At 72.5% G+C, this 17,027-nt stretch carries 24 protein-coding genes; 1 reads left to right on the forward strand and 23 read right to left on the reverse strand.

The window, feature by feature from the left end:
- Window positions 1–10: 10 nt before the first annotated feature.
- From EDD39_RS05165 to EDD39_RS41910, 10 genes are all read right to left on the reverse strand, one after another.
- On the reverse strand, window positions 11–364 hold the full coding sequence (locus tag EDD39_RS05165) for a hypothetical protein (protein WP_100836969.1): 354 nt from the start codon (window positions 362–364) through the stop codon (window positions 11–13).
- Window positions 365–501: 137 nt separating this feature from the next.
- Window positions 502–837, reverse strand: coding sequence for a hypothetical protein (locus tag EDD39_RS05170; RefSeq protein ID WP_100836970.1), 336 nt, complete (start codon window positions 835–837; stop codon window positions 502–504).
- A gap of 87 nt (window positions 838–924) precedes the next feature.
- On the reverse strand, window positions 925–1,386 hold the full coding sequence (locus EDD39_RS05175) for a hypothetical protein (protein WP_100836971.1): 462 nt from the start codon (window positions 1,384–1,386) through the stop codon (window positions 925–927).
- The gene (locus EDD39_RS05180; RefSeq protein WP_100836972.1) at window positions 1,383–1,799 is read right to left on the reverse strand and encodes an HU family DNA-binding protein; all 417 of its coding nucleotides are present in this window, start codon (window positions 1,797–1,799) and stop codon (window positions 1,383–1,385) included. The genes EDD39_RS05175 and EDD39_RS05180 overlap by 4 nt, the downstream gene beginning before the upstream one ends.
- A gap of 69 nt (window positions 1,800–1,868) precedes the next feature.
- Window positions 1,869–2,075, reverse strand: coding sequence for a hypothetical protein (locus EDD39_RS05185; protein WP_100836973.1), 207 nt, complete (start codon window positions 2,073–2,075; stop codon window positions 1,869–1,871).
- A gap of 66 nt (window positions 2,076–2,141) precedes the next feature.
- Window positions 2,142–2,726: a hypothetical protein gene (locus EDD39_RS05190; RefSeq protein ID WP_100836974.1), complete on the reverse strand. Its 585-nt coding sequence runs from the start codon at window positions 2,724–2,726 to the stop codon at window positions 2,142–2,144.
- Between the two features lie 275 nt (window positions 2,727–3,001).
- Complete coding sequence (locus tag EDD39_RS05195) at window positions 3,002–3,832, reverse strand: peptidoglycan recognition protein family protein (protein WP_100836975.1); 831 nt, start codon at window positions 3,830–3,832, stop codon at window positions 3,002–3,004.
- 113 nt (window positions 3,833–3,945) lie between these two features.
- The gene (locus EDD39_RS05200; RefSeq protein ID WP_100836976.1) at window positions 3,946–4,491 is read right to left on the reverse strand and encodes a hypothetical protein; all 546 of its coding nucleotides are present in this window, start codon (window positions 4,489–4,491) and stop codon (window positions 3,946–3,948) included.
- A 243-nt stretch (window positions 4,492–4,734) separates the two neighbouring features.
- A complete protein-coding gene (locus EDD39_RS05205; protein WP_100836977.1) occupies window positions 4,735–5,859 on the reverse strand; it encodes an AcrVA2 family anti-CRISPR protein in 1,125 nt (374 codons plus the stop codon).
- 107 nt (window positions 5,860–5,966) lie between these two features.
- The gene (locus EDD39_RS41910; protein WP_279638378.1) at window positions 5,967–6,596 is read right to left on the reverse strand and encodes a helix-turn-helix domain-containing protein; all 630 of its coding nucleotides are present in this window, start codon (window positions 6,594–6,596) and stop codon (window positions 5,967–5,969) included.
- Window positions 6,597–7,264: 668 nt separating this feature from the next.
- Here EDD39_RS41910 and EDD39_RS05215 point away from each other — a divergent pair.
- On the forward strand, window positions 7,265–7,456 hold the full coding sequence (locus EDD39_RS05215) for a hypothetical protein (RefSeq protein ID WP_100836979.1): 192 nt from the start codon (window positions 7,265–7,267) through the stop codon (window positions 7,454–7,456).
- 175 nt (window positions 7,457–7,631) lie between these two features.
- Here the strand turns inward: EDD39_RS05215 and EDD39_RS05220 are convergent, their stop codons facing one another.
- From EDD39_RS05220 to EDD39_RS05280, 13 genes are all read right to left on the reverse strand, one after another.
- Window positions 7,632–8,099 (reverse strand): hypothetical protein, encoded by a 468-nt coding sequence (locus EDD39_RS05220; protein WP_100836980.1) that lies wholly within the window; start codon window positions 8,097–8,099, stop codon window positions 7,632–7,634.
- Between the two features lie 98 nt (window positions 8,100–8,197).
- Window positions 8,198–8,791: a GTP cyclohydrolase I gene (gene folE, locus EDD39_RS05225; protein ID WP_100836981.1), complete on the reverse strand. Its 594-nt coding sequence runs from the start codon at window positions 8,789–8,791 to the stop codon at window positions 8,198–8,200.
- Window positions 8,788–9,519, reverse strand: coding sequence for a 7-carboxy-7-deazaguanine synthase QueE (locus EDD39_RS05230; RefSeq protein WP_100836982.1), 732 nt, complete (start codon window positions 9,517–9,519; stop codon window positions 8,788–8,790). Before EDD39_RS05230 ends, folE begins: the two co-directional genes overlap by 4 nt.
- Entirely contained in the window at window positions 9,516–9,989 is a 474-nt protein-coding gene (locus EDD39_RS05235; protein ID WP_100836983.1) for a 6-pyruvoyl trahydropterin synthase family protein, read from the reverse strand. Before EDD39_RS05235 ends, EDD39_RS05230 begins: the two co-directional genes overlap by 4 nt.
- Entirely contained in the window at window positions 9,986–10,345 is a 360-nt protein-coding gene (locus EDD39_RS05240) for a hypothetical protein (protein ID WP_100836984.1), read from the reverse strand. Before EDD39_RS05240 ends, EDD39_RS05235 begins: the two co-directional genes overlap by 4 nt.
- Window positions 10,342–11,280, reverse strand: coding sequence for a hypothetical protein (locus EDD39_RS05245; protein ID WP_100836985.1), 939 nt, complete (start codon window positions 11,278–11,280; stop codon window positions 10,342–10,344). The genes EDD39_RS05240 and EDD39_RS05245 overlap by 4 nt, the downstream gene beginning before the upstream one ends.
- Window positions 11,277–12,182 carry a hypothetical protein gene (locus EDD39_RS05250; RefSeq protein ID WP_100836986.1) on the reverse strand — a complete coding sequence of 302 codons (906 nt, stop codon included), beginning with the start codon at window positions 12,180–12,182 and terminating at the stop codon, window positions 11,277–11,279. The genes EDD39_RS05245 and EDD39_RS05250 overlap by 4 nt, the downstream gene beginning before the upstream one ends.
- Window positions 12,179–13,015, reverse strand: a complete 837-nt coding sequence (locus tag EDD39_RS05255; protein WP_100836987.1) for a ParB N-terminal domain-containing protein — start codon at window positions 13,013–13,015, stop codon at window positions 12,179–12,181. Before EDD39_RS05255 ends, EDD39_RS05250 begins: the two co-directional genes overlap by 4 nt.
- Window positions 13,016–13,083: 68 nt before the next feature.
- Complete coding sequence (locus tag EDD39_RS05260) at window positions 13,084–13,299, reverse strand: hypothetical protein (RefSeq protein WP_100836988.1); 216 nt, start codon at window positions 13,297–13,299, stop codon at window positions 13,084–13,086.
- 147 nt (window positions 13,300–13,446) lie between these two features.
- Entirely contained in the window at window positions 13,447–14,724 is a 1,278-nt protein-coding gene (locus EDD39_RS05265) for a hypothetical protein (RefSeq protein WP_100836989.1), read from the reverse strand.
- Window positions 14,725–14,807: 83 nt separating this feature from the next.
- Complete coding sequence (locus EDD39_RS05270) at window positions 14,808–15,953, reverse strand: recombinase RecT (protein ID WP_100836990.1); 1,146 nt, start codon at window positions 15,951–15,953, stop codon at window positions 14,808–14,810.
- Window positions 15,954–16,328: 375 nt separating this feature from the next.
- Entirely contained in the window at window positions 16,329–16,637 is a 309-nt protein-coding gene (locus EDD39_RS05275) for a hypothetical protein (RefSeq protein WP_100836991.1), read from the reverse strand.
- 132 nt (window positions 16,638–16,769) lie between these two features.
- Window positions 16,770–17,012: a hypothetical protein gene (locus tag EDD39_RS05280; RefSeq protein ID WP_100836992.1), complete on the reverse strand. Its 243-nt coding sequence runs from the start codon at window positions 17,010–17,012 to the stop codon at window positions 16,770–16,772.
- Window positions 17,013–17,027 lie beyond the last annotated feature (15 nt).

The raw sequence follows: 17,027 nt of genomic DNA on the forward strand, positions 1-17,027 counted from the left end.
AGGAAACGGCCTAGTCCCCGGCGGAGCGCCGGTTGCGCATCTCCAGCCCGGCCTGCTTGGCGTAGCGGGTCACCAGGGCGGCCGACAGCCCCGAGGCGTCGGAGATCCGGTACACGGGCACCGACCGGTCCGGGTAGGCACCGGTGACGCCTTGCAGGCGCAGCTCGCGCATCCTGGTGGCGACGTCGTCAACGACCGCGAGCGGGTCCCGTACCTGTTCCAGCAGGTCCATCGGCTCCAGGCCGGCCCCCTCGACGGCTTCGAGTGCGGCACGCAGTTCCTCGGCGGCGGCGGCCAGCCTCTCGCCGGGGGTGGCGGCCTTGCCGCGCCTGGTCTTCACGGCCGCCGGCTTCTCGCCGCTCATCGCAGTCTCCTTCGGGTGCGGCCCGGTCGGGGCCGGGGTCGTCTATGTCTACCAGTGAGCGCCGAGGTGGGCGAAGAACGCGCGGTGCCCGCGCCCCACCGAGGCGGGGCGCGGGCACGGGCCGTTCTCGCCGGGGCCTACCGGAAGAGGGCGACGTACTCCTCGATCGCGGCCGCGAGGTCCTTGCCTTGCAGAATGCCGGGTGTGGTGCTGGCGTACACCCGCGCGCCCAGCCCGCGCGGCAGGGTGCCGTAGTCGCTGAACAGGAAGGCGTTGACGTCGAGTTCGCCAACCGTCGGGTTGATGACGCGCACCAGAACGCCCTCCCACTCGTCCTGCCGCGCCCTGGCGGATCCCAGAAGTTCGGCGGTGACGATCAGCTGTCCGTCGCGGCGGGTCTGGCACTGTCCAGCGACTACCCCTCCCGGGAGCGGCTGGAGGGCTTTGAGGATCTCCATGTGGCTGAATGGCATTTCCAACTCCCCTACTTGGGGCCGGGGTTCTGCTTCTCCCGGCTGGCCCTGCCATCCTCCAACCCAAATGAGACTTGAGTCAACTTTCTAGACCTTTGCCTCTTTGGTCGACTGCGCCGAAGCCCCGTCCTCCACGCCGGGCAGGTGCCCTGCCAGCTCGCGGCGGATGAGGCCCCGCACCATGTGTAGCGCCTCGTTCCAGCCGTGCGCCCACGGGTCCGGGCCGCGCTGCTCCCCCAGTTCGGCGACGGCCGCCAGGGCTGCCGCCATCTGCGGCACCGGCAGGACGAGCGCCCGGGTACCGTCGCCGTGGCCGCCGGCCTCGCCGAGGCGGCCGGGCCGGTCCCAGGCGATCGTCTGCCCGCGCTCGCCCCGCAGCCGGGTAACGGCTGCGGAGCCCGCGGCGGGCGAGAACTGGCAGCCCTCGGCGACAATCCCGGTGACGCGGGTGCCGGAGACGTAGGTGTCCCGAGCGAGGAGGTAGAGGGTGGGGGGCTCGGGGCCGAACGGCCGGAACAGGCCCTCCAGGAGGGCGGCGAGCTCGCTCACGCCGCGCCCTTCGCGGCGGCCCGGCGGCGGTTGTTGTTGGCAACCGTCCGGGTGCGGGCGCTGCGGGCGGCGGCCCGGGTGTGGGTGCCCTTGGGGTCCTTGCGGACCGCGCTGCCGGCCTCGGGCAGGTCGCGCTCGCGGTTGGCGTACTCCCTGAACCGGGTGTGCGGGCGGAAGCGGGGAACGGTGCGGGCGGCGAGGTCGAACGTCTCGCCGGTCTGCGGGTTGCGGGCCCTCCGGGCACTGGCCTCGGTCGTCTCGAAGGTGCCGAAGCTGGTGACGGACACGGTCTCGCCGCTGACGACGGCGCGGACGATCGTGTCGAGGACGGCTTCGACGGCCTCGGCGGCGGCGCGCCGGCTTCCGAGCTGGAGCGCGACGCGCGCGATGAGGGCGGTCTTGTTGATCGCCATGCGGTTCTCCTCGGGTTGGTCGGGCCGGGCGACGGGGTGGTCACGTCGCCCGGCCCGGGTCTTGGGGTGTTAGGCCGGGTGCGGCACGGGGGCCGGGGACGGGGAGGGCAGGAGCTGCGGGGTGGTGGCGCCGGTCGGGGCCGGGCAGGTCGGGCCGGAGGTCGCCGCCGGGGGCGGGACCGGGTGGTCGGCACTGCGGGCCGTGGCGGCCCCGCTGATGCTTCCGAGCACCAGTCCGGCGAGGAGGGAGCCGACGAGCAGAGCGGAGCCGCGCATGGTGGCGGTGTCCTTTCGGTGGTGGGCCCGACCGGCCCCGCCGGGGCGGGGCCGGTCGGGGCCGGGTCAGTGGCTGGAGGGGCGGGGGGAGGGGTTCGGACCGGTGCTCGGGGCCTCGGTGAGCGACGGGGAGGGCTCCGGGTCGGGGTTCGCCGTCGGGGAGGCGGCGGGCCCGCAGGTGCCCGGGGTTGCGCTCGGGGACGGGGCCCCGGAGTTCGGGGCCGTCTCGACCCGGGTGACCGTGACGGTCACGGTCGGGACCGGGGCCGGGGCGGCCTCGCCGTCGGTCTGCTCGGCGGCCGGGGCCGGGCTCAGGCCGGGAACGACCGGGGCCGTCGCGGCCAGGGTGCCCAGGGAGGCCGGGACGGTGGCCGCCGGGACGGTGGCCGCCGGGGCGGTCACCGTCGGCAGGGCCAGGGCCGTCGGGGCGTCGGTGCCGAGCTGGACGGGGGTGGCCGTCCAGCTCGGCACGGCCGGGGCCGGGGCCTGCGCGCTGAGCGCCGGGGCGGCCGTCCGGTCCACCATCAGCGACCCGGCGACGAACCCGGCTCCGGCGAGCCCGAGGGCCACCACGGTCCGGGTGTCGAGGCGCAGGGTGAGCGCGCGACGGGTCCGGGCGGGGGCCTCGGGGGCGGGGGCGGTTTCGGTCATTTGGCTGTCTCCTCAGTCGGGCCGGGGCTTCGCGTTTCCCCGGCTGGCAGGACCAGCCTCGCACAAAACAGACTAAGGTCAAATAAGATGACACCAGTAACTTTAGGTTCGGGATGGTCGCTCAACACGACCACCCCGAGCCCGAGTTGGTCGCCCCGGCCCGCAGCCCACTCCGGGCGGAGCCGCCCGGCTGCACGCACCGGAGAGCCGCGCCCCTTGCCCGCCGGCCCCGCCCCGGCCCTTCCGCCCTCGCCGCCGAGAAGGCTGCTCCCGGCTCAGCGCGTGACGGGCCGCTCCCAGAGAGCCGCCCAGGTGAGCGGCCCGATCTCGCCGTCGTCGGCCAGCGGCCAGCCGTTCGCGCTGGAGTCCCGCTGGAAGCCGACAACCGTGGCCCGCGTGCGCTCCCCGTACCAGCCGTCCGCACCGTCGGGGCCCACACTCCAGGTGCGCTCGATCAGCCGCTCCTGCGCCCTCTGCACGTCGGGTCCGTGCATCATCGGCTGGGCGAGCCGCAAGACGCGGCCCGGGAAGGTCGGAGCGGACGACGAGCCGGACGGCGGCACAGGGGCCGGGGCGGGGGCCGGGCCGGATCCGCCGGGGCGGGGCGCACCGCGCTGTACCCAGGCGTACAGCTCCTCCCCCGGACAGGTGGTGGCGTAGCCGTCGCGGTGGCCGCGCACCTCGCCGCCGGCGCCGCCCTGCGCCCGGCAGTACTCGATGGCGTCGACCAGGCCGTTGAGCATCTCGCTGGTCGGCGAGGTGATGCCGGAGGTGCCGACCATCGCGCAGACCGCGTAGTGGCCGGCATTGAGCGTCGGGTTGCCGTTCGCGCCGTTCTTCACGTTCAGACCGCGGCCCTCGTGCACGTAGCCGTGCGGGCACACGACGAAGGAGTACGCGATGTCGATCCAGTCCTCCTTCGGATCGTTGAGGTGCGCGCGCTGGATGTCGCGGACGTGGCCAGCACACCGGCCGTGGTCGCCAGCCAGCGACCCCGGTACGGCCGAGCCCTCGTAGTGGATCTTGACGCCCTTGGTGGAGCTGATGCGGGTGTAGGAGCCGGTGGGCGCGGCCGCGCCCCACGCGGAGCGGGAGACGAGCTTCATCGGCTCGCCTCCCGCGTGCGGTCGGCCCAGGTGGTGTTCGGCACGGGTTCCTCCCCTGGTGGGTTGGTCGGGTGCCGGGACGCTAGGCCGGGCCAGTGGCTAACGTCGCGCCGTCACTCCTGGGCGATCTCCGTCAACACGCCGTCCTGGTAGCCGAATCGGCGCGCACGCAGCACCTTCCCGACAACGAAGACCGGGACCACCCCGCCATCGACAGCGGGCGTCAAGGCGGAGCCGTACTCGTCGCAGACGAGCAGGACCCACTCGCTGGGCTTCTCGTCGGAGAACCCGACCGCGTGGGTCGCGTCGTGCTCCCGGCGGCGCTCGCTGGCCCGGCGGGCGTGGGGCCGGGCAATGTGCGGGCACAGCGTCAGGGCCGCCTCGGCGCACTCCTCGTGCATCGGCGGGTCGGAGTAGAAACCGGCCTCCGCCGCCTTCGGGCCGCCGAGGAACGCCACCGGGCCGATCAACGGCAGCGCACACAGCCCGCACCGGCCGCGGACCGCGAGCTCCATCGCCTTCGCGCCGTTGATGCTAATGAAGTCCACCTCGCCGTCCGGATAGACGTTGACGGCGGGGATCGGCAAGCCGCGCCGCGGGTCGACGGGGCGGGTGGTCAGGCCGTACGGAAGCTGACTCAGATCGGGTCGGGTAGTCATCGCGTCCTCCAGGGGGCCCCGTTCGCAGCGGGGCTCGGCAACAGGGCGTCCGCCCGCGCCGGCCACCGGGAGGGGTGCAGACGGCCCGTCACCCTTGTTCCCGGACGGCGCGGAGCGGGCGGCCCGGCACAGGACGGGCGCTGCCCCGCTCCCCCGGAGCCGACCCGGGAAGACGGGGTGCGGCGGCCCGGCGCGGGCGGACCCCTCCAGCCTCCCCACCCGCGCCGAAGTCGGACAACACCCTTACCTGGCAGGGCGGATGATGCCTTCCGGTGCCTGCCCGTCGGTGTCCAGAAGGTCTTCCGACACCCAGTAGGGCTCGATGAGCTTGGAGTCGGAGAGGGTTTTCCCGGGCCCGTACCAGACCACCTTCATGTGGCCGCCGCGCTGGTGGGTGTACTGCCGCCACCCGCCTCTTCCTTCCGCGCCCCGCCCTTCGCGCCGGGCCGCCGCAGCCATGGCCGCGCCTTCCTGAGCCTGCGCCCGGACCGCCTTCAGACGCGGTCCGAGCCGCCAGCCCATCCGCAGGAAGTTCTCCGGCTTGCTCCAGCGCCGCTGCTTTCCGGGTTTGGCGCTCTTGCCGCGCCGGACGGGCGCGTTGGCGTCTTCCTTCGAGGCGGGCACCTGGATGTCGGCCTTCGACGAGCACAGGTAGACGGCGACCTGGAGCGCCCTCAGCACCACCTCCCGCTGCGCCGCCGTCGGCTCCTCGAAGCCGGCCTTGCGGGCGATGCGCTTCGCCACGTCTTCGGCAGTGAAGCGCACATCGCTGTCGACGGGGATCGACAGGTGCAGGAACTCCAGCTCCGGCATCGGGCTACCCGGCGGCAGAGGCAACGGCCCGCCATCGTCCGCCAGGGGCTCGGAGATCACCGTCACCCCGACCTCGTCCATCCGCGGGTCGCCGGTGTAGCACAGCAGCCTGTCGGGCCCGGTCCGCCCGCAGAACAGGATGGCCAGCAGCTTGCCCGGCCCGCCGTCGCCCAGGGACAGCTCCACCACCGGCGGCTCGGCGAACACCACGATGGGGTTCGGGAACCGGCCCAGGTTGCGGAACAGCTGGCCGGGCAGGGTGCCGAGCTTGTACGTCGCCAGCTCTGCAGCCATGTCGGGGTGCATCGCTACCACGTTCTTCGCCCTCGCCCACAGCCGCCACAGCGCCGCGAGGGTATTGGAGGCCCGAACCTCCCGCGCGCTCAACACCTCGTGCGGGACGGCGCTGACCAGGACGCCGCCGTTGATCGCGTGGTCCGGCAGCGCTCCGAGGCCGATTGACTTCAACTCCCTGTCAGCTGTAGCAAGTTGAGCGACAACCTGTTCGGCGACGAGTGCGGCCGCCCGGCCGAGTTCAACGTCTTTGCTCGCCATGCGAGTTGCTCCCTTAGCCCTGCGGGCCCCCTCCGGCCCGGCTGCGCCCACACTCGCCAAGAGCGAAAAGGAGGACAACAGCCTTATAGAGCAGGGAAGTTGGCGAATCAGACGTCCAGGCCGTCCACCAGCTCGGCATCGACCACCTCGGCTTCTTCGGCCAACTCCGCCGCGAAGTCCTCGCGGATCTTCGACAGCCGCGCGGCGAGCCGGTCGACCGCATCCCCGCGGCCGGAGGCCTCGACCGGCAGCTCCCCGCCGCCCGCCGGCGCCAGCTCGATCCGGGCCTGCGCCGCCCGGCCGAACGTCTCCGGCGCGAGGCACGCCAGCAGGAACTGCGCCGCCCGCCAGTCCGGCTGCGCGAAATCCCGCTCCGTCTGCACCACTCGCTCGCCCGTCTCCGGGTCCCGCACCGTCCGCACCCGCTCCCGCACCACCTGCCCGCCGGTCGCCGCCTTCCGCACCAGCAGCACCAACTGCGCCTTGCCCTCGCTACGCGCCCGCGTGAACCTGTCGCGGAACTCGCAGAACGGCTGCTCCACCGCGCGCGCCCGGTGCCCCGCCTCGCGCCGCCGCAACTCCTCCTCCGCGCGCTCCAGCCACCGGTACACGGTGCTCGGGTGGACGCCGGCCATCGGTGCCGCATCGCTCACGGGCACCCCGGCGCGCACCGCGTCCAGGAGGCGCTTCTCCACCTCCGGGTCGAGGGCGGGACGACGACCGCGACGGCTGCTCACCGGGCGACGGTACGTGAGACCCCAGGTCAACGGCGCTTCGAGGGGCGCGCAGGAATGCACCCATGAGCCAGGCTTCGACAGAAAGAAGCACACCACATTGATGCTGCACCAATTCACTCTTTTGGCCCATATGAATGCATCCGCCGGAGCCAAATCAGGGGCGCGAGTCCGGATCACCCCGCAGGTCGTCCCGCCGAATCGGATCAATTCACATGTCTAATACACTCAAGTTTTTCAAGGAAGAAGCAAACCACATTTGAGGTTTGCGCCTTCACTCTTTTGGCTCAGCGAATCCCATGAGGCCGATTCGCTCCAATTCATCTAATCACAATGGCTTTGACCGGCCAGGTTCCGTTAGATCACCGGACCACCCGACCGCCGACCACGAGTAGCGGTAGCTCCGGGAGTCAGCACCAGGGACAGCAGCTCGATAGCGCGGCAACCCCACCCCAACGGCACCGCCCAGACCTGACGAGCAGAGCTTTCGATAAACCAAGTCTAGAGAAGCGCAGCCCTGCCAGCTGGAACGATTCGTGTGCGACGCTCATAATTTGGCGAGGGCAACAGCCAAGACCTACCATCATGTGCGGAGCGGGTCGCCCTTTGCAGAGGGCGACCCGCGTGTTCCGCAATTCCCTCAGTGCAACGAAGAGAAGAGGAACGAACCCATGATGACACAGCCTCCGGGCCCCACGCCGAGTCCGTCCTTCGGCGACCGCCCGGTTACCTGGCAGGACCTCGCGGCCGTCGCCCACGGGGCCCTGACCGCATGGGCGCTGCACCCGCAGGCCGGGTGGCTCGCGGCCGGCCTCGTCGGTTTCACCAGCCCGGCCGGGTGGGCGCTGATCCGCCGCCGATGACCGGTAGGTCCAGGTACTCACGTGAGTAGGTGGGTCGCCACCCCATTACGTGAGGCGGTGGCAGCTGCGCCCCGGACCACCTAGGAACGGTTCCTAGGTGGTCCAACGCCCCGGGGCGGGGGCACCGTCAGATTCTGACGGTGCCCCCGCCCCGGGGCGTTGGTGCTGGGTGGGGCTACTCCCAGCCGAGGCTGTAGACCAGGTCGTCGTAGGCGTCGCCGGTCATGCCGCCGGGCACGCCGGGGAGCACGACCACCTTCACGCTGACGCCGGAGTCCTCGTTGACCAGGTTGCCGAACTTCGGCTCCGCGATGGCGGCCTGGAGAGGACCGTCGCCGCTCTCCCAGATCGTGACGGGCAGCGCGTGGTCGGGCAGGTCCGCGATCACCCGAGTCATCAGCGAGACCGTCATGACCTGGGGGTCGTCCGGGTCGACCTGCGGCAGGCCGATGACCGGCACACGGTGGCCGGACTCGCTGAGCACGTGGGCCTTCACGGCCCAGCCGAGGGCGAACGTGCCCTCTTCGGCGTCGGGGCGCTGGGCGACGACCAGCATGTCGTCCGGTGCCATGTGCAGCTGCGCCTTGAGGTCGCCGATCGTGATCGCGTCGGCGGGCAGGTCTCGGGGAACCCTGGTGAGCATTGATGTCTCCTTCGTCAGGGGCCGGGGTTCGCGGCCCCGGCCTGGCGCTCCTATCCTCCCGCCGGACAGGCCAGCTTGGGAACAACTCCCCTGCTGCGTCAGGGAGATGGGGGCATGAGGGCGAGGACTTCCGCGCGGTGTGCCGGGTCGGCGTGGAGGGCACCGGTCAGGTGGGTGGTGACCATCGCGGCACCGTGGGCGCGTGCCCCGCGCAGGGTCATGCAGGCGTGGACGGAGCGGATCAGGCAGGCCGCGCCCTGGACGTCGAGGTGGGCCCCGAGCGCTTCCACGACCTGCTCGCCGAGGCGTTCCTGCACCTGCGGGCGGGCGGCGAACTCCTGCAGGAGCCGGGCCAGCTTCGACAGGCCGACGATCCGGGCGCCGGGCACCGGCAGGTAGGCGACAGCGGCCCGGCCGGTGAACGGCAGCCCGTGGTGCTCGCAGAGCGCGGTGAACGGCACGTCCACCGCGGCGATCAGGCCAGCCCGCTGCCCCTCCGGGGGGAAGGTGACGGCCAGGTGCCGGGTCGGGTCGAGGTGCTGGCCCGCGGTCAGTTCGGCGAGCGCCTTCGCCACCCGGGCCGGGGTGGCGGCGGTGGACTCGGTGTCGCAGGGGATGCCGAGCGCGGCGAACAGGCCGGCGGCGTGCTCGGCCGCGCGGGCGAGGTCGATGGTGTTGTCGGTGCTGGTCATCGTTCGCGTTCTCCAGGCCACAGCAGGACGTGCTGCCGCAGGGTCAGGTTCCAGTGCCGCCCGATGACGTCCTCGGCCAGCGCGCGGCCGACGGCGATGGTCTGCTCGGGGGTGACGCCTTCGGGCATCACCCAGGTCGCGTGCGGCGGGATGCGGAAGCGGTCGGTCAGGGCGGCGATTTCCTCGAGGTCGTCGCTGCTCGCGGCGACGAACTTGAACCGGGCGCGGCCCGTGCTGGCGAGGGCGGTGAACGCCTCCAGGGCCTCGGGCTTGATCCGCCGGTCCTGCGGCATGCCGGAGTTGGCCAGCTTCGGGCTGACGTTGAAGACCAGGCGCGGCACGCCGAGGGTGACGGGCTGCGGCGCGAGGGTGCCGTTGGTCTCGATCTCGACGCGGCGGGTGGTGTGCCGCAGGACGGCCATCAGCGAGCGCCAGGCGTCGGTGCTCTGGTGCAGCAGCGGCTCGCCGCCGGTGATGACGACCAGGGCGTGCGGGTGCTCGGCGGTGGTCTCCGCGAGGTCGACCACCGGCACGCGGCGGATCTCCTCGCGCAGGTCGAACCGCTTGCCGTCCCAGGTGTACGGGGTGTCGCACCAGGTGCAGGCGAGGTTGCAGGCGCCGAGGCGGATGAACAGGGCGTTCTGGCCGACGCTGGGGCCTTCGCCCTGGATGGTGGGGCCGAAGACCTCGGCGACGGGCAGGCTGGCCGGGGCGACGAGGGCGCTCACGCGGTCACCACCCAGGCGGCGGCGTTGACGGCCGTCTCGGCGACGCGGACGTGGGAGACGTACGCGCCCGCGGCGCGCGGCAGGGTGCGCAGGGCCTCGGCGGCGACGCGGGAGAGCAGTTCGGCGACGGCCTCCACGCTCGGCCACTGAAGGCCCGCGGCGTGCTGCTCCTGCTCGGTGGGGTCGTCGGCGCCGAACCGGAACAGCTTGCTGCCCTGCCCGGCGAGGACCGGGGCGAGCGGGTCGTTGGCGCCGAGCATCGCGCCGTGGTCGAGGAAGGTGTCGATCCACTCGCGCAGGGCCCGCTTGAACGCGCCGAACTCCACGACGGTGCCCGCGGCGAGCACCGGTGCGGTGACGGTGATCTCGGCCCACCAGGAGTGGCCGTGCAGGTTCTCGCACTTCCCGGACAGGTGTGGCAGGCGGTGGGCGGTCTCGAAGTTGTGCCGGACGGTCACGGTGTGGGTCACGGCCGCTCGCCCTCCTGCAGCAGGGTGACGATCGCCCCGGCTTCGCCGTCCTCGGAGACGCCGACCTTGTTGACCCGCAGGCCCTTCGCCAGCAGGTAGTCCGCGAGGGTCCACGCCAGGGTCTCGCAGGACGCCGGTCCGCATTCGCGGTCGCCGGTCCCCCACCAGCTGCGGATCTCGTCGGCCAGGTCGTGGAACTCGGTGTCGCGGTCGTCGTGGACGACGTCGACGCTCGCCCTGATGTGGAACAGGTGGCGGTGCCGGGCCCGCAGGTAGGAGCGGTGGTCGGGGGCTGCCGGCCAGTGGTGGAATCCGGGCAGGCGGACTTCCGCCCAGACCTCGGTGGTGGACTTCACGGGAGCGGGTTCTCCGTTTCGGTGACAGGGGGGTAGGCGGGCTGCTGGAGCAGGCCGTCGCGGGTGGTGCGGGCGAGCCGCCACACGGTGGTGGTGGCCTCGACGGTCTGCGCGCACATCAGGCAGCAGGCGGTGCGGCCGCGTTCCGGGTGGGCGGGCTGGTCGAGGTCGTAGGCGAAGCCGCGGTCGACGACGCCGACCTTGCGCAGCAGCGCGGAGTCGATTCGCACGTCCGGCCAGCGCAGCGGCCCGAGCCAGGTCGAGGAGTCGCAGGAGTCCGGGGGGACGGCCAGGCACCACTCGTTGACGGTCAGCCCGAGCACGTGCACCCACAGGTCGGGGTAGCGGCGGTGGCGCTCCCACAGGGTGTGCAGCAGGCGCAGCCGGACGGGGGCCGGGGCCTGGACGACGTTGCCGAAGCAGATGCGGTCGTACTGCTGCGCGAGCTCATCGAAGTACTCCCAGCCGTCCACCAGCGGGTGGTAGACCGGGATCGGCGCGAGCCCTTCGCCCTCCAGCCGGGCACGGGTGCGGATCTTGTTGTCCCGGCCGCCCTGGTCCAGTTCGATGTAGCCCCACAGCCGGTCGCCGTGGCGCTGCACCAGCTCGACGTACCGGGCGTACAGGGCGTCGAAGCCGTCGATCTTCTCCGGCGGCAGGCGCAGGGCCTCGTCCATGGAGATGCCGGGGTGGTCGCGCTTGTACTGGTTGGTCAGCCAGAAGATCCCGGAGTCGAGCAGGACCCGGTGTCCGGCGTCCAGCAGCGCGGTGAGCTTGCGCTCGTGGCCGGCGGTCAGCAGGTCGTTGGTGGCCAGCAGCACGTGGTGCGGGTAGTGCTCGGAGTCGCCCGCGGCGAAGTACAGGTGCCGGTCGGCCGGGTCGAACGCGCCGCCGCCGGTCTTCTTCAGCACGGTGCCGCGCTGGGCGGGGCTCACCGCAGTGCCCCTTCCGCCTCGGTGCGGGCCCCGGCCGGGCCGCCGGCCAGTTCTTCGGCGCGGTGGGCAGCGTGCTGCCAGCACCGGCCCAGGGCGGTGGCGGCGTCGGCGCACAGCCGGGCGGCGGCCTGGTAGGAGGCGCTGTCGTCGCGGGTGTAGCGGAAGCCCGCGGGCAGGTCGCCGACGCGGCGCAGCATCGCGGTCTCGACGCGCTGGTGGTTCCAGCGCAGCGGGGCCAGCCAGGAGGAGGAGTCGCAGGAGTCCGGGGCGAGCGGCAGGCACCACTCGTTCGCGGTGAGGCCGAGCGCGTGTATCCACAGGTGTGGATAACTTCGGCGCCGCTCCCAGATCGTGTGGAGGAGGCGCAGCCGCACCGGGGCGGATGCCTGGACGATGTTGCCGACGCAGATCCGGTCGTAGGTGGCCGCGAGCTCGTCGAAGTAGTCCCAGCCGTCCACCAGCGGGTGGTAGACGGGGATCGGGGACAGGCCGAGGTTGTGCAGCGCCGCGCGCTGGGTGCGCTTGTGGTTCCGGCCGCCCTGGTCGAGTTCGATGTAGCCCCACAGCCAGTCGCCGTAGGTGCGGGCGAGGTAGATGTAGCGCTCCCGGAGTTCGGCGAAGCCGTCGACTTCCTCGGGGGCCAGGCCCAGGGCCTCGTCCATCGTGATGCCGTGGGCGCGGCAGTGCCGGTTGGTGAGCCAGAAGATCCCGGAGTCGAGCAGGACCCGGCAGCCGGCGTCGAGCAGGTCCCGCAGCCGCTGCTCCTCGCTGCCGGCCATCAGCTCGTTCGCGGCCATCAGCACGTACGGTCCGGCGTTGAACTCGCCGCCGCCCGCGGTGAAGTAGATCGGGTGCTCGTCCGGGTTGAAGGTGCCGCCCGCGGTCGGCACGACGGCCGTCACCGGCTGTCCGCGAGGACGGGGGTCTGGCCGCTGATCCGGGCCCACTTGTCCAGGAGGTGCCCGGCGAGGTACCGCTCGGGCTGCACCATCACCAGGCGGTGCCTGAGGGCCCGGTCGGCGAACGGCGCGAGGGGCGTCGGGTAGGGCAGGAAGAGGCTGCCGTCGGTGAGCAGCGGCGCCCACAGCGGCCAGCCGTCGAAGACCTCGCCGATGACGAGGCGGTGCTCGCCGAGTTCCCAGACCTGGCCGGTCTCGACCTGGTGCTCGGGTTCTCCGACGGTGACGCCCGCCAGTGCCAGCAGGTCGCCGCGGTTGGTCGGGCCCGCGTCCTGGTCCTGCGGTTGGTCGGGGCCGCTGCTGCCGGTGGCGGGGGCGAGGTCGGCGAGCAGCGCGTCGAGCTGCTGCTGGTCGAAGCCGGTGGCGGCGGCCAGTGCCGGGTCGGCCTGCTCCAGCTCGGACAGCAGCGCCGCGAGCCCTTCGCCGTCCCAGCCGCCCGCGGTGGTCAGCTGGTTGGAGGCGACGAGGTACGCCTCCGCGTGGGCGTCGTCCCGGGACGCCCACCCCCGCACCACCGGGACGGTCCACGTCCCGTCCTCGGTGACGACCACGCCGTCCGGGGCGGCCTTGCCTGCTGCGCGGCGGCGCTCCAGGGTCTCGTAGCGGCCGTGGCCGGCCACCAGGCGGCCGGTGCGTTCGTCCAGCAGGCCGGGCTCGGTGAAGTCGAACTTGTCGACGGAGCGGTCCAGCCCGCCGTCGTCGTGCCCTTTCGGGTTGCGGGCGGCGGGCCGGATCTGGTCCAGCGGCTGGTACTCGATGTATCGGGGGGCGGCCATGAGCGGGGAACCTAGGCGGGTTCACCGGGTTAGGTCGCGTCGACAACTTCCCTCGCTGCCGTGGGGGTTCAGGTCGCGGCGGGAGGCTCGCCGGTGCGCGGGGCCCAGCGGGCGCGGGTCGGCCCGAGGGCGCTGAACGGGTCGCCGAACTCGGTGACCATCCGCGTGTAGATGGGGGTCGGGGCCTCGGCCGGGGTGGCCGGCACCGTCCGGGTCACGGCTCGGTTCGTGGCGAACCAGGGCGAGGGCTGCGGTTCGGGGCCGGGTACGTTCGGGCTGCTCACAGTCGTTCCTCTCAACTGGCTTTCGACGTAGGGACGTTAGGGGTGCAAGGCGACAGTGCCCTGCTGGTCGGCTGGGCGGGGACCGGCCCCGTGGCCCCGGAAGGGGCACGGGACCGGCGGAAACAACGCGCACCGGAGTTGGCGGCCTTAGCCGCGACCGGGCGTCGCTCGGCGCGCCCGGACGGCCGCCCGGACACGGCGGACTTCCATCCGGCTGGTGGTGCGGGTCCGCTTCGTCGGGTAGTCCAGCTCAGCCAGCGCGGGCCGCTCGGCCTCCGGGAGGTCCCAGAGCCCTTCGAGCTGCCGCAGGCGCGCGGCTGGGTCGGGCTCGGGGTCCTTGAGCCTGCCGCCGGTGTGCACGTACTCGAACTCGCCGTAGGTGGCAGGCGGTATCCCGTCCAGCAGGGCCTTGGCGACGTTCTGCGCCTTCTCGGCCTTGGACTTCTCCGCGCGGGTGCGGTCGTACTCGCCGAGAGCCCACTCGATGTCGTCGGCGTCGGTGACGAGGGTGTACGACTCCGGGGAGCGCCCGGCGGCCTCGGCCTGGTTGATGCTCCAGCAGTCGATGCGGGCCGGGCAGTAGCGGCGGCAGATCACGTCGGTGCTCGGCCCGGACCGGTCCCGGGGCAGAGCCGTGCCGAGGTCGAGGGCGGTGGCGATCGCGGTCAGGCGGCCGAGGGCCCGCCGGGCGGCCTGCTCGTCGAAGGGGCGGGAGAACTCCTCGTCCGCGCCGCTCTTGCGCTCGTAGTAGACGATCCGCACTTCCACCACGAGCTGGCCCGCGAGGTGGAGCGCGAGCGCGTACAGCTGGCCCTGCTCCCACTCGGTCTCCGGCGGGCCGCTCTCCCCCACCATCGCCCACTTCCAGTCACCCGCGGTCTTGTAGTCGTACAGCACGCCAGTCACCGGGTCGTACTCGTCGTACCGGCTCGGCCGGTCGAGGCCCGGGAGGGTGACGGGCTGCTCCTGCAGCCGCCACGGGTACAGGGCGCGCCGGCGGCGCGAGATGGAGTCGTGGATGAGGGTTCCGGCGAGGGCGGCGCGCCGGTCGACGGGGGCCGGGACGTACCCGGGGGGCGGGTTCTCCCGGTACCAGATCGCTCGGCGGCAGGATCCGGTGTCGGACGCGCCGATCGACCACTCGCCGGGCTTCTTGGGGCGGCGGGGCCGCCTTCGCCGCCGGGGCCGGTCGGACTGCGCGAGGTCCTGGCCGAGTCGGTTGTTGGCTGCCGCCTGGGCGCGTTCGAGCAGGACGTCGGCGGGGTCGCGCCGGTAGCGGGCGCAGTTGGTCGCCGGGTGGCTGCCGAGGCTTTTCCTGCCTTGGTGAACGTGGCGGGGTGCGCCGCAGCGGCACGGCGCGAGGCCGGGGCCGAAGACCTGGGCGGAGGCGAGCACGCGGGCGCGCTCGATGAGGGATTGCTGCATCGGGAAGGTCCGTGTCTGGGCAGGCCGCAGGGCCGCGCGGGCGGCGCGGGCCCTGCGGGAGGGGTGGCGGGAGGAGGGGGCGGTCAGTCCTGCGGGGTGGCCGCTTTGCTCCAGACCTTCGGGTCGGGGTCGAGGCCGATCAGCAGGCCGCCGGCCTCGACGTGCTCGGCCGCCTGCGGGTGGCGATCCCTCAGCTCGGCTATGACGTAGGCCCGCCACTCGGTGAGCAGTTCTTCGAGCTGGTCGGCCGTCGCCGCGTTGACCCCGGCTCCCGTCGCCTGCCGCCACCGTGCGGTCATCTTCGTGACGGTGCTGCCCATCGCGGAGGCGTAGGCACGCAGTTCCCGGCGCAGGTTGTCCGCTGTGCGCGGCAGGGGCGGCTTCGGGTCGCTGCCGGTCCCGGGTTCGTCGTCCTCGCCGTCGGCGACCGGGCTTGCGGTGGCGCTGACGACGGTGCCGGGGATGACCGTGCCGCCCTGCACGTGGCGGGCGTCCCGGCGGCGGGCTGCCGCGTCCTCCCGGTCCGTCTCGCGCTGCACAGAGTCGGCCTGCTCCATCTCGGCGTGCTCGTAGATCCCGACGAGTTCCCGGGGGAAGGCGCTGCGCCATGCCAGGGCCTCGGCGACCTTGCCGATCATGTGGGCGGGCATGACCGGCCACTGACCGGTGAGGACGCGCTGCCCGGTCTTGAACCCTTCGCCGGTGGTGGGGTCCCGCTTCCACTCGTCCTTGCCGACGGCGAACTCGGTGAAGACGGCGACGGCCTGGGTGACCGTCACGTCACCGGCGATGCTTCGGTGCTCGATGCGGCACATCGCGGCGGCGGGGGGTTCGGTGTGGAGCCAGACGTCCACCCAGCGGCGGCGGTTGATGCCGTCCTCGCCGAGCGTCCACCACGCCGGATCGTCCTCGGGCCCGGTCCAGAACGGGCCGACACGGCGGATGAACCGGCCGGTGCGCTGCCCGGTGTGGCGGAACCCGTCGATGCCGGTCTGGGCGGTGTAGTACAGCTCGTCCTGCCCGAACACCTTGCGCTTGCGCTGGATGTAGTAGATCTCGCGGCGGAAGGGGTCCAGCCCGGTGGACTTGCAGATGTGGAAGAAGTTGACGAGGTCGTGTGTGGGGGCACCGGAGAGGCCGATAGCGCCCAGGGCTGCCCGCTGCGCCTTCGTCCAGAACCGCTGGTCACTGGTGATCTCCAGGACCTGGTCGGCGGTCCGGATCGCCATCTCCTCGCGGTTGTCCGTCAGAGGAGTGAGCGGTTCTGTCTCAACTTGCTTTTCTTGCACGGGAGTTGTCACCGTAAGTGCCTTCCTGTCTCCAAGGGCGGCACCGGGGTTCGCAGGCCCCGGTGTGGCTGCCTGCCTCTACCCTCCCGCTTGCCGGGCCGACGTGGGAACACCCACCGCGTGGCCAACTCGGTTGCGGTTCATGGAGATTGGAAGTGTGGCCGCCGGGCCAGCGGGTTGCGAAGCCCGCCCGATTCCGCGTGCTCCCCTTGATAGGAGACAGCCCCGAAGGGTTGGTTGCCGGAGCACGCGGCCGGTTGGCCCGGCGGCCACATCATCACTCTAGGGTAGAGCCGGCCTCCGACACAGGGCCGGTTACCGGATCGGGCGCCGCTCGACGGACGTCGCCTGCTCCAGCGCGGCCGCCCCGGTGTGCTGCCACAGCCCGTCGTAGAACGTCTTCGAGGCGACGACGGTCAGGGCGATGGTGGTGAGCGCGGTCTGCGCGTGGGCGATGTCGCCGCGGGCGAGGACGGTGACGGTGCCGACGATCGCGGACAGCAGGGTGCCCACGACGGCGCGCAGCGGCTTGCTCCAGGCCGGCTGCTGGATCAGGGCGGTCGCCCAGGGTGTGAGGGCGCCGAGCAGCAGGCCCCACGCCTCGGTGTCGTTGAGGATTTCCACGGTCGGTCTCCCGGTGCTGGTGTTGGACGGGCTGGGGAGGTCAGAGCGGCCAGGTGGCGGCCAGCGCGATGCCGGCGGCGGCCAGGTAGCCGGCGGTGACGGGGTAGCGGGACAGCAGCCGGGCCCGCGGGGCTACTCGCGGGGCGGCCGTTCGTCCCTTGACAGCGCGGCGGGCAGTCCCGCGAGGGTCAGCCCGGTGATGATCACGCTCGGGTCGGCGGGCGGCGTCCACGCCTCCCGGACGATCAGCACCGCCCCGAGCAGGAACAGGGCCAGGTCCCGGATCGACTTCCATCCCGTGATCTCGCGCCATCTGGCCCTCCGTCGGTGTCGGCGGCCAGCGGCGGGCTGCTGGTCGTCCGGTGCCTGTTCCACAGCGGGGGACGGTAG

Origin of the sequence: Kitasatospora cineracea (genome assembly GCF_003751605.1) — a bacterium.
In the GTDB taxonomy this organism is placed as follows: domain Bacteria; phylum Actinomycetota; class Actinomycetes; order Streptomycetales; family Streptomycetaceae; genus Kitasatospora; species Kitasatospora cineracea.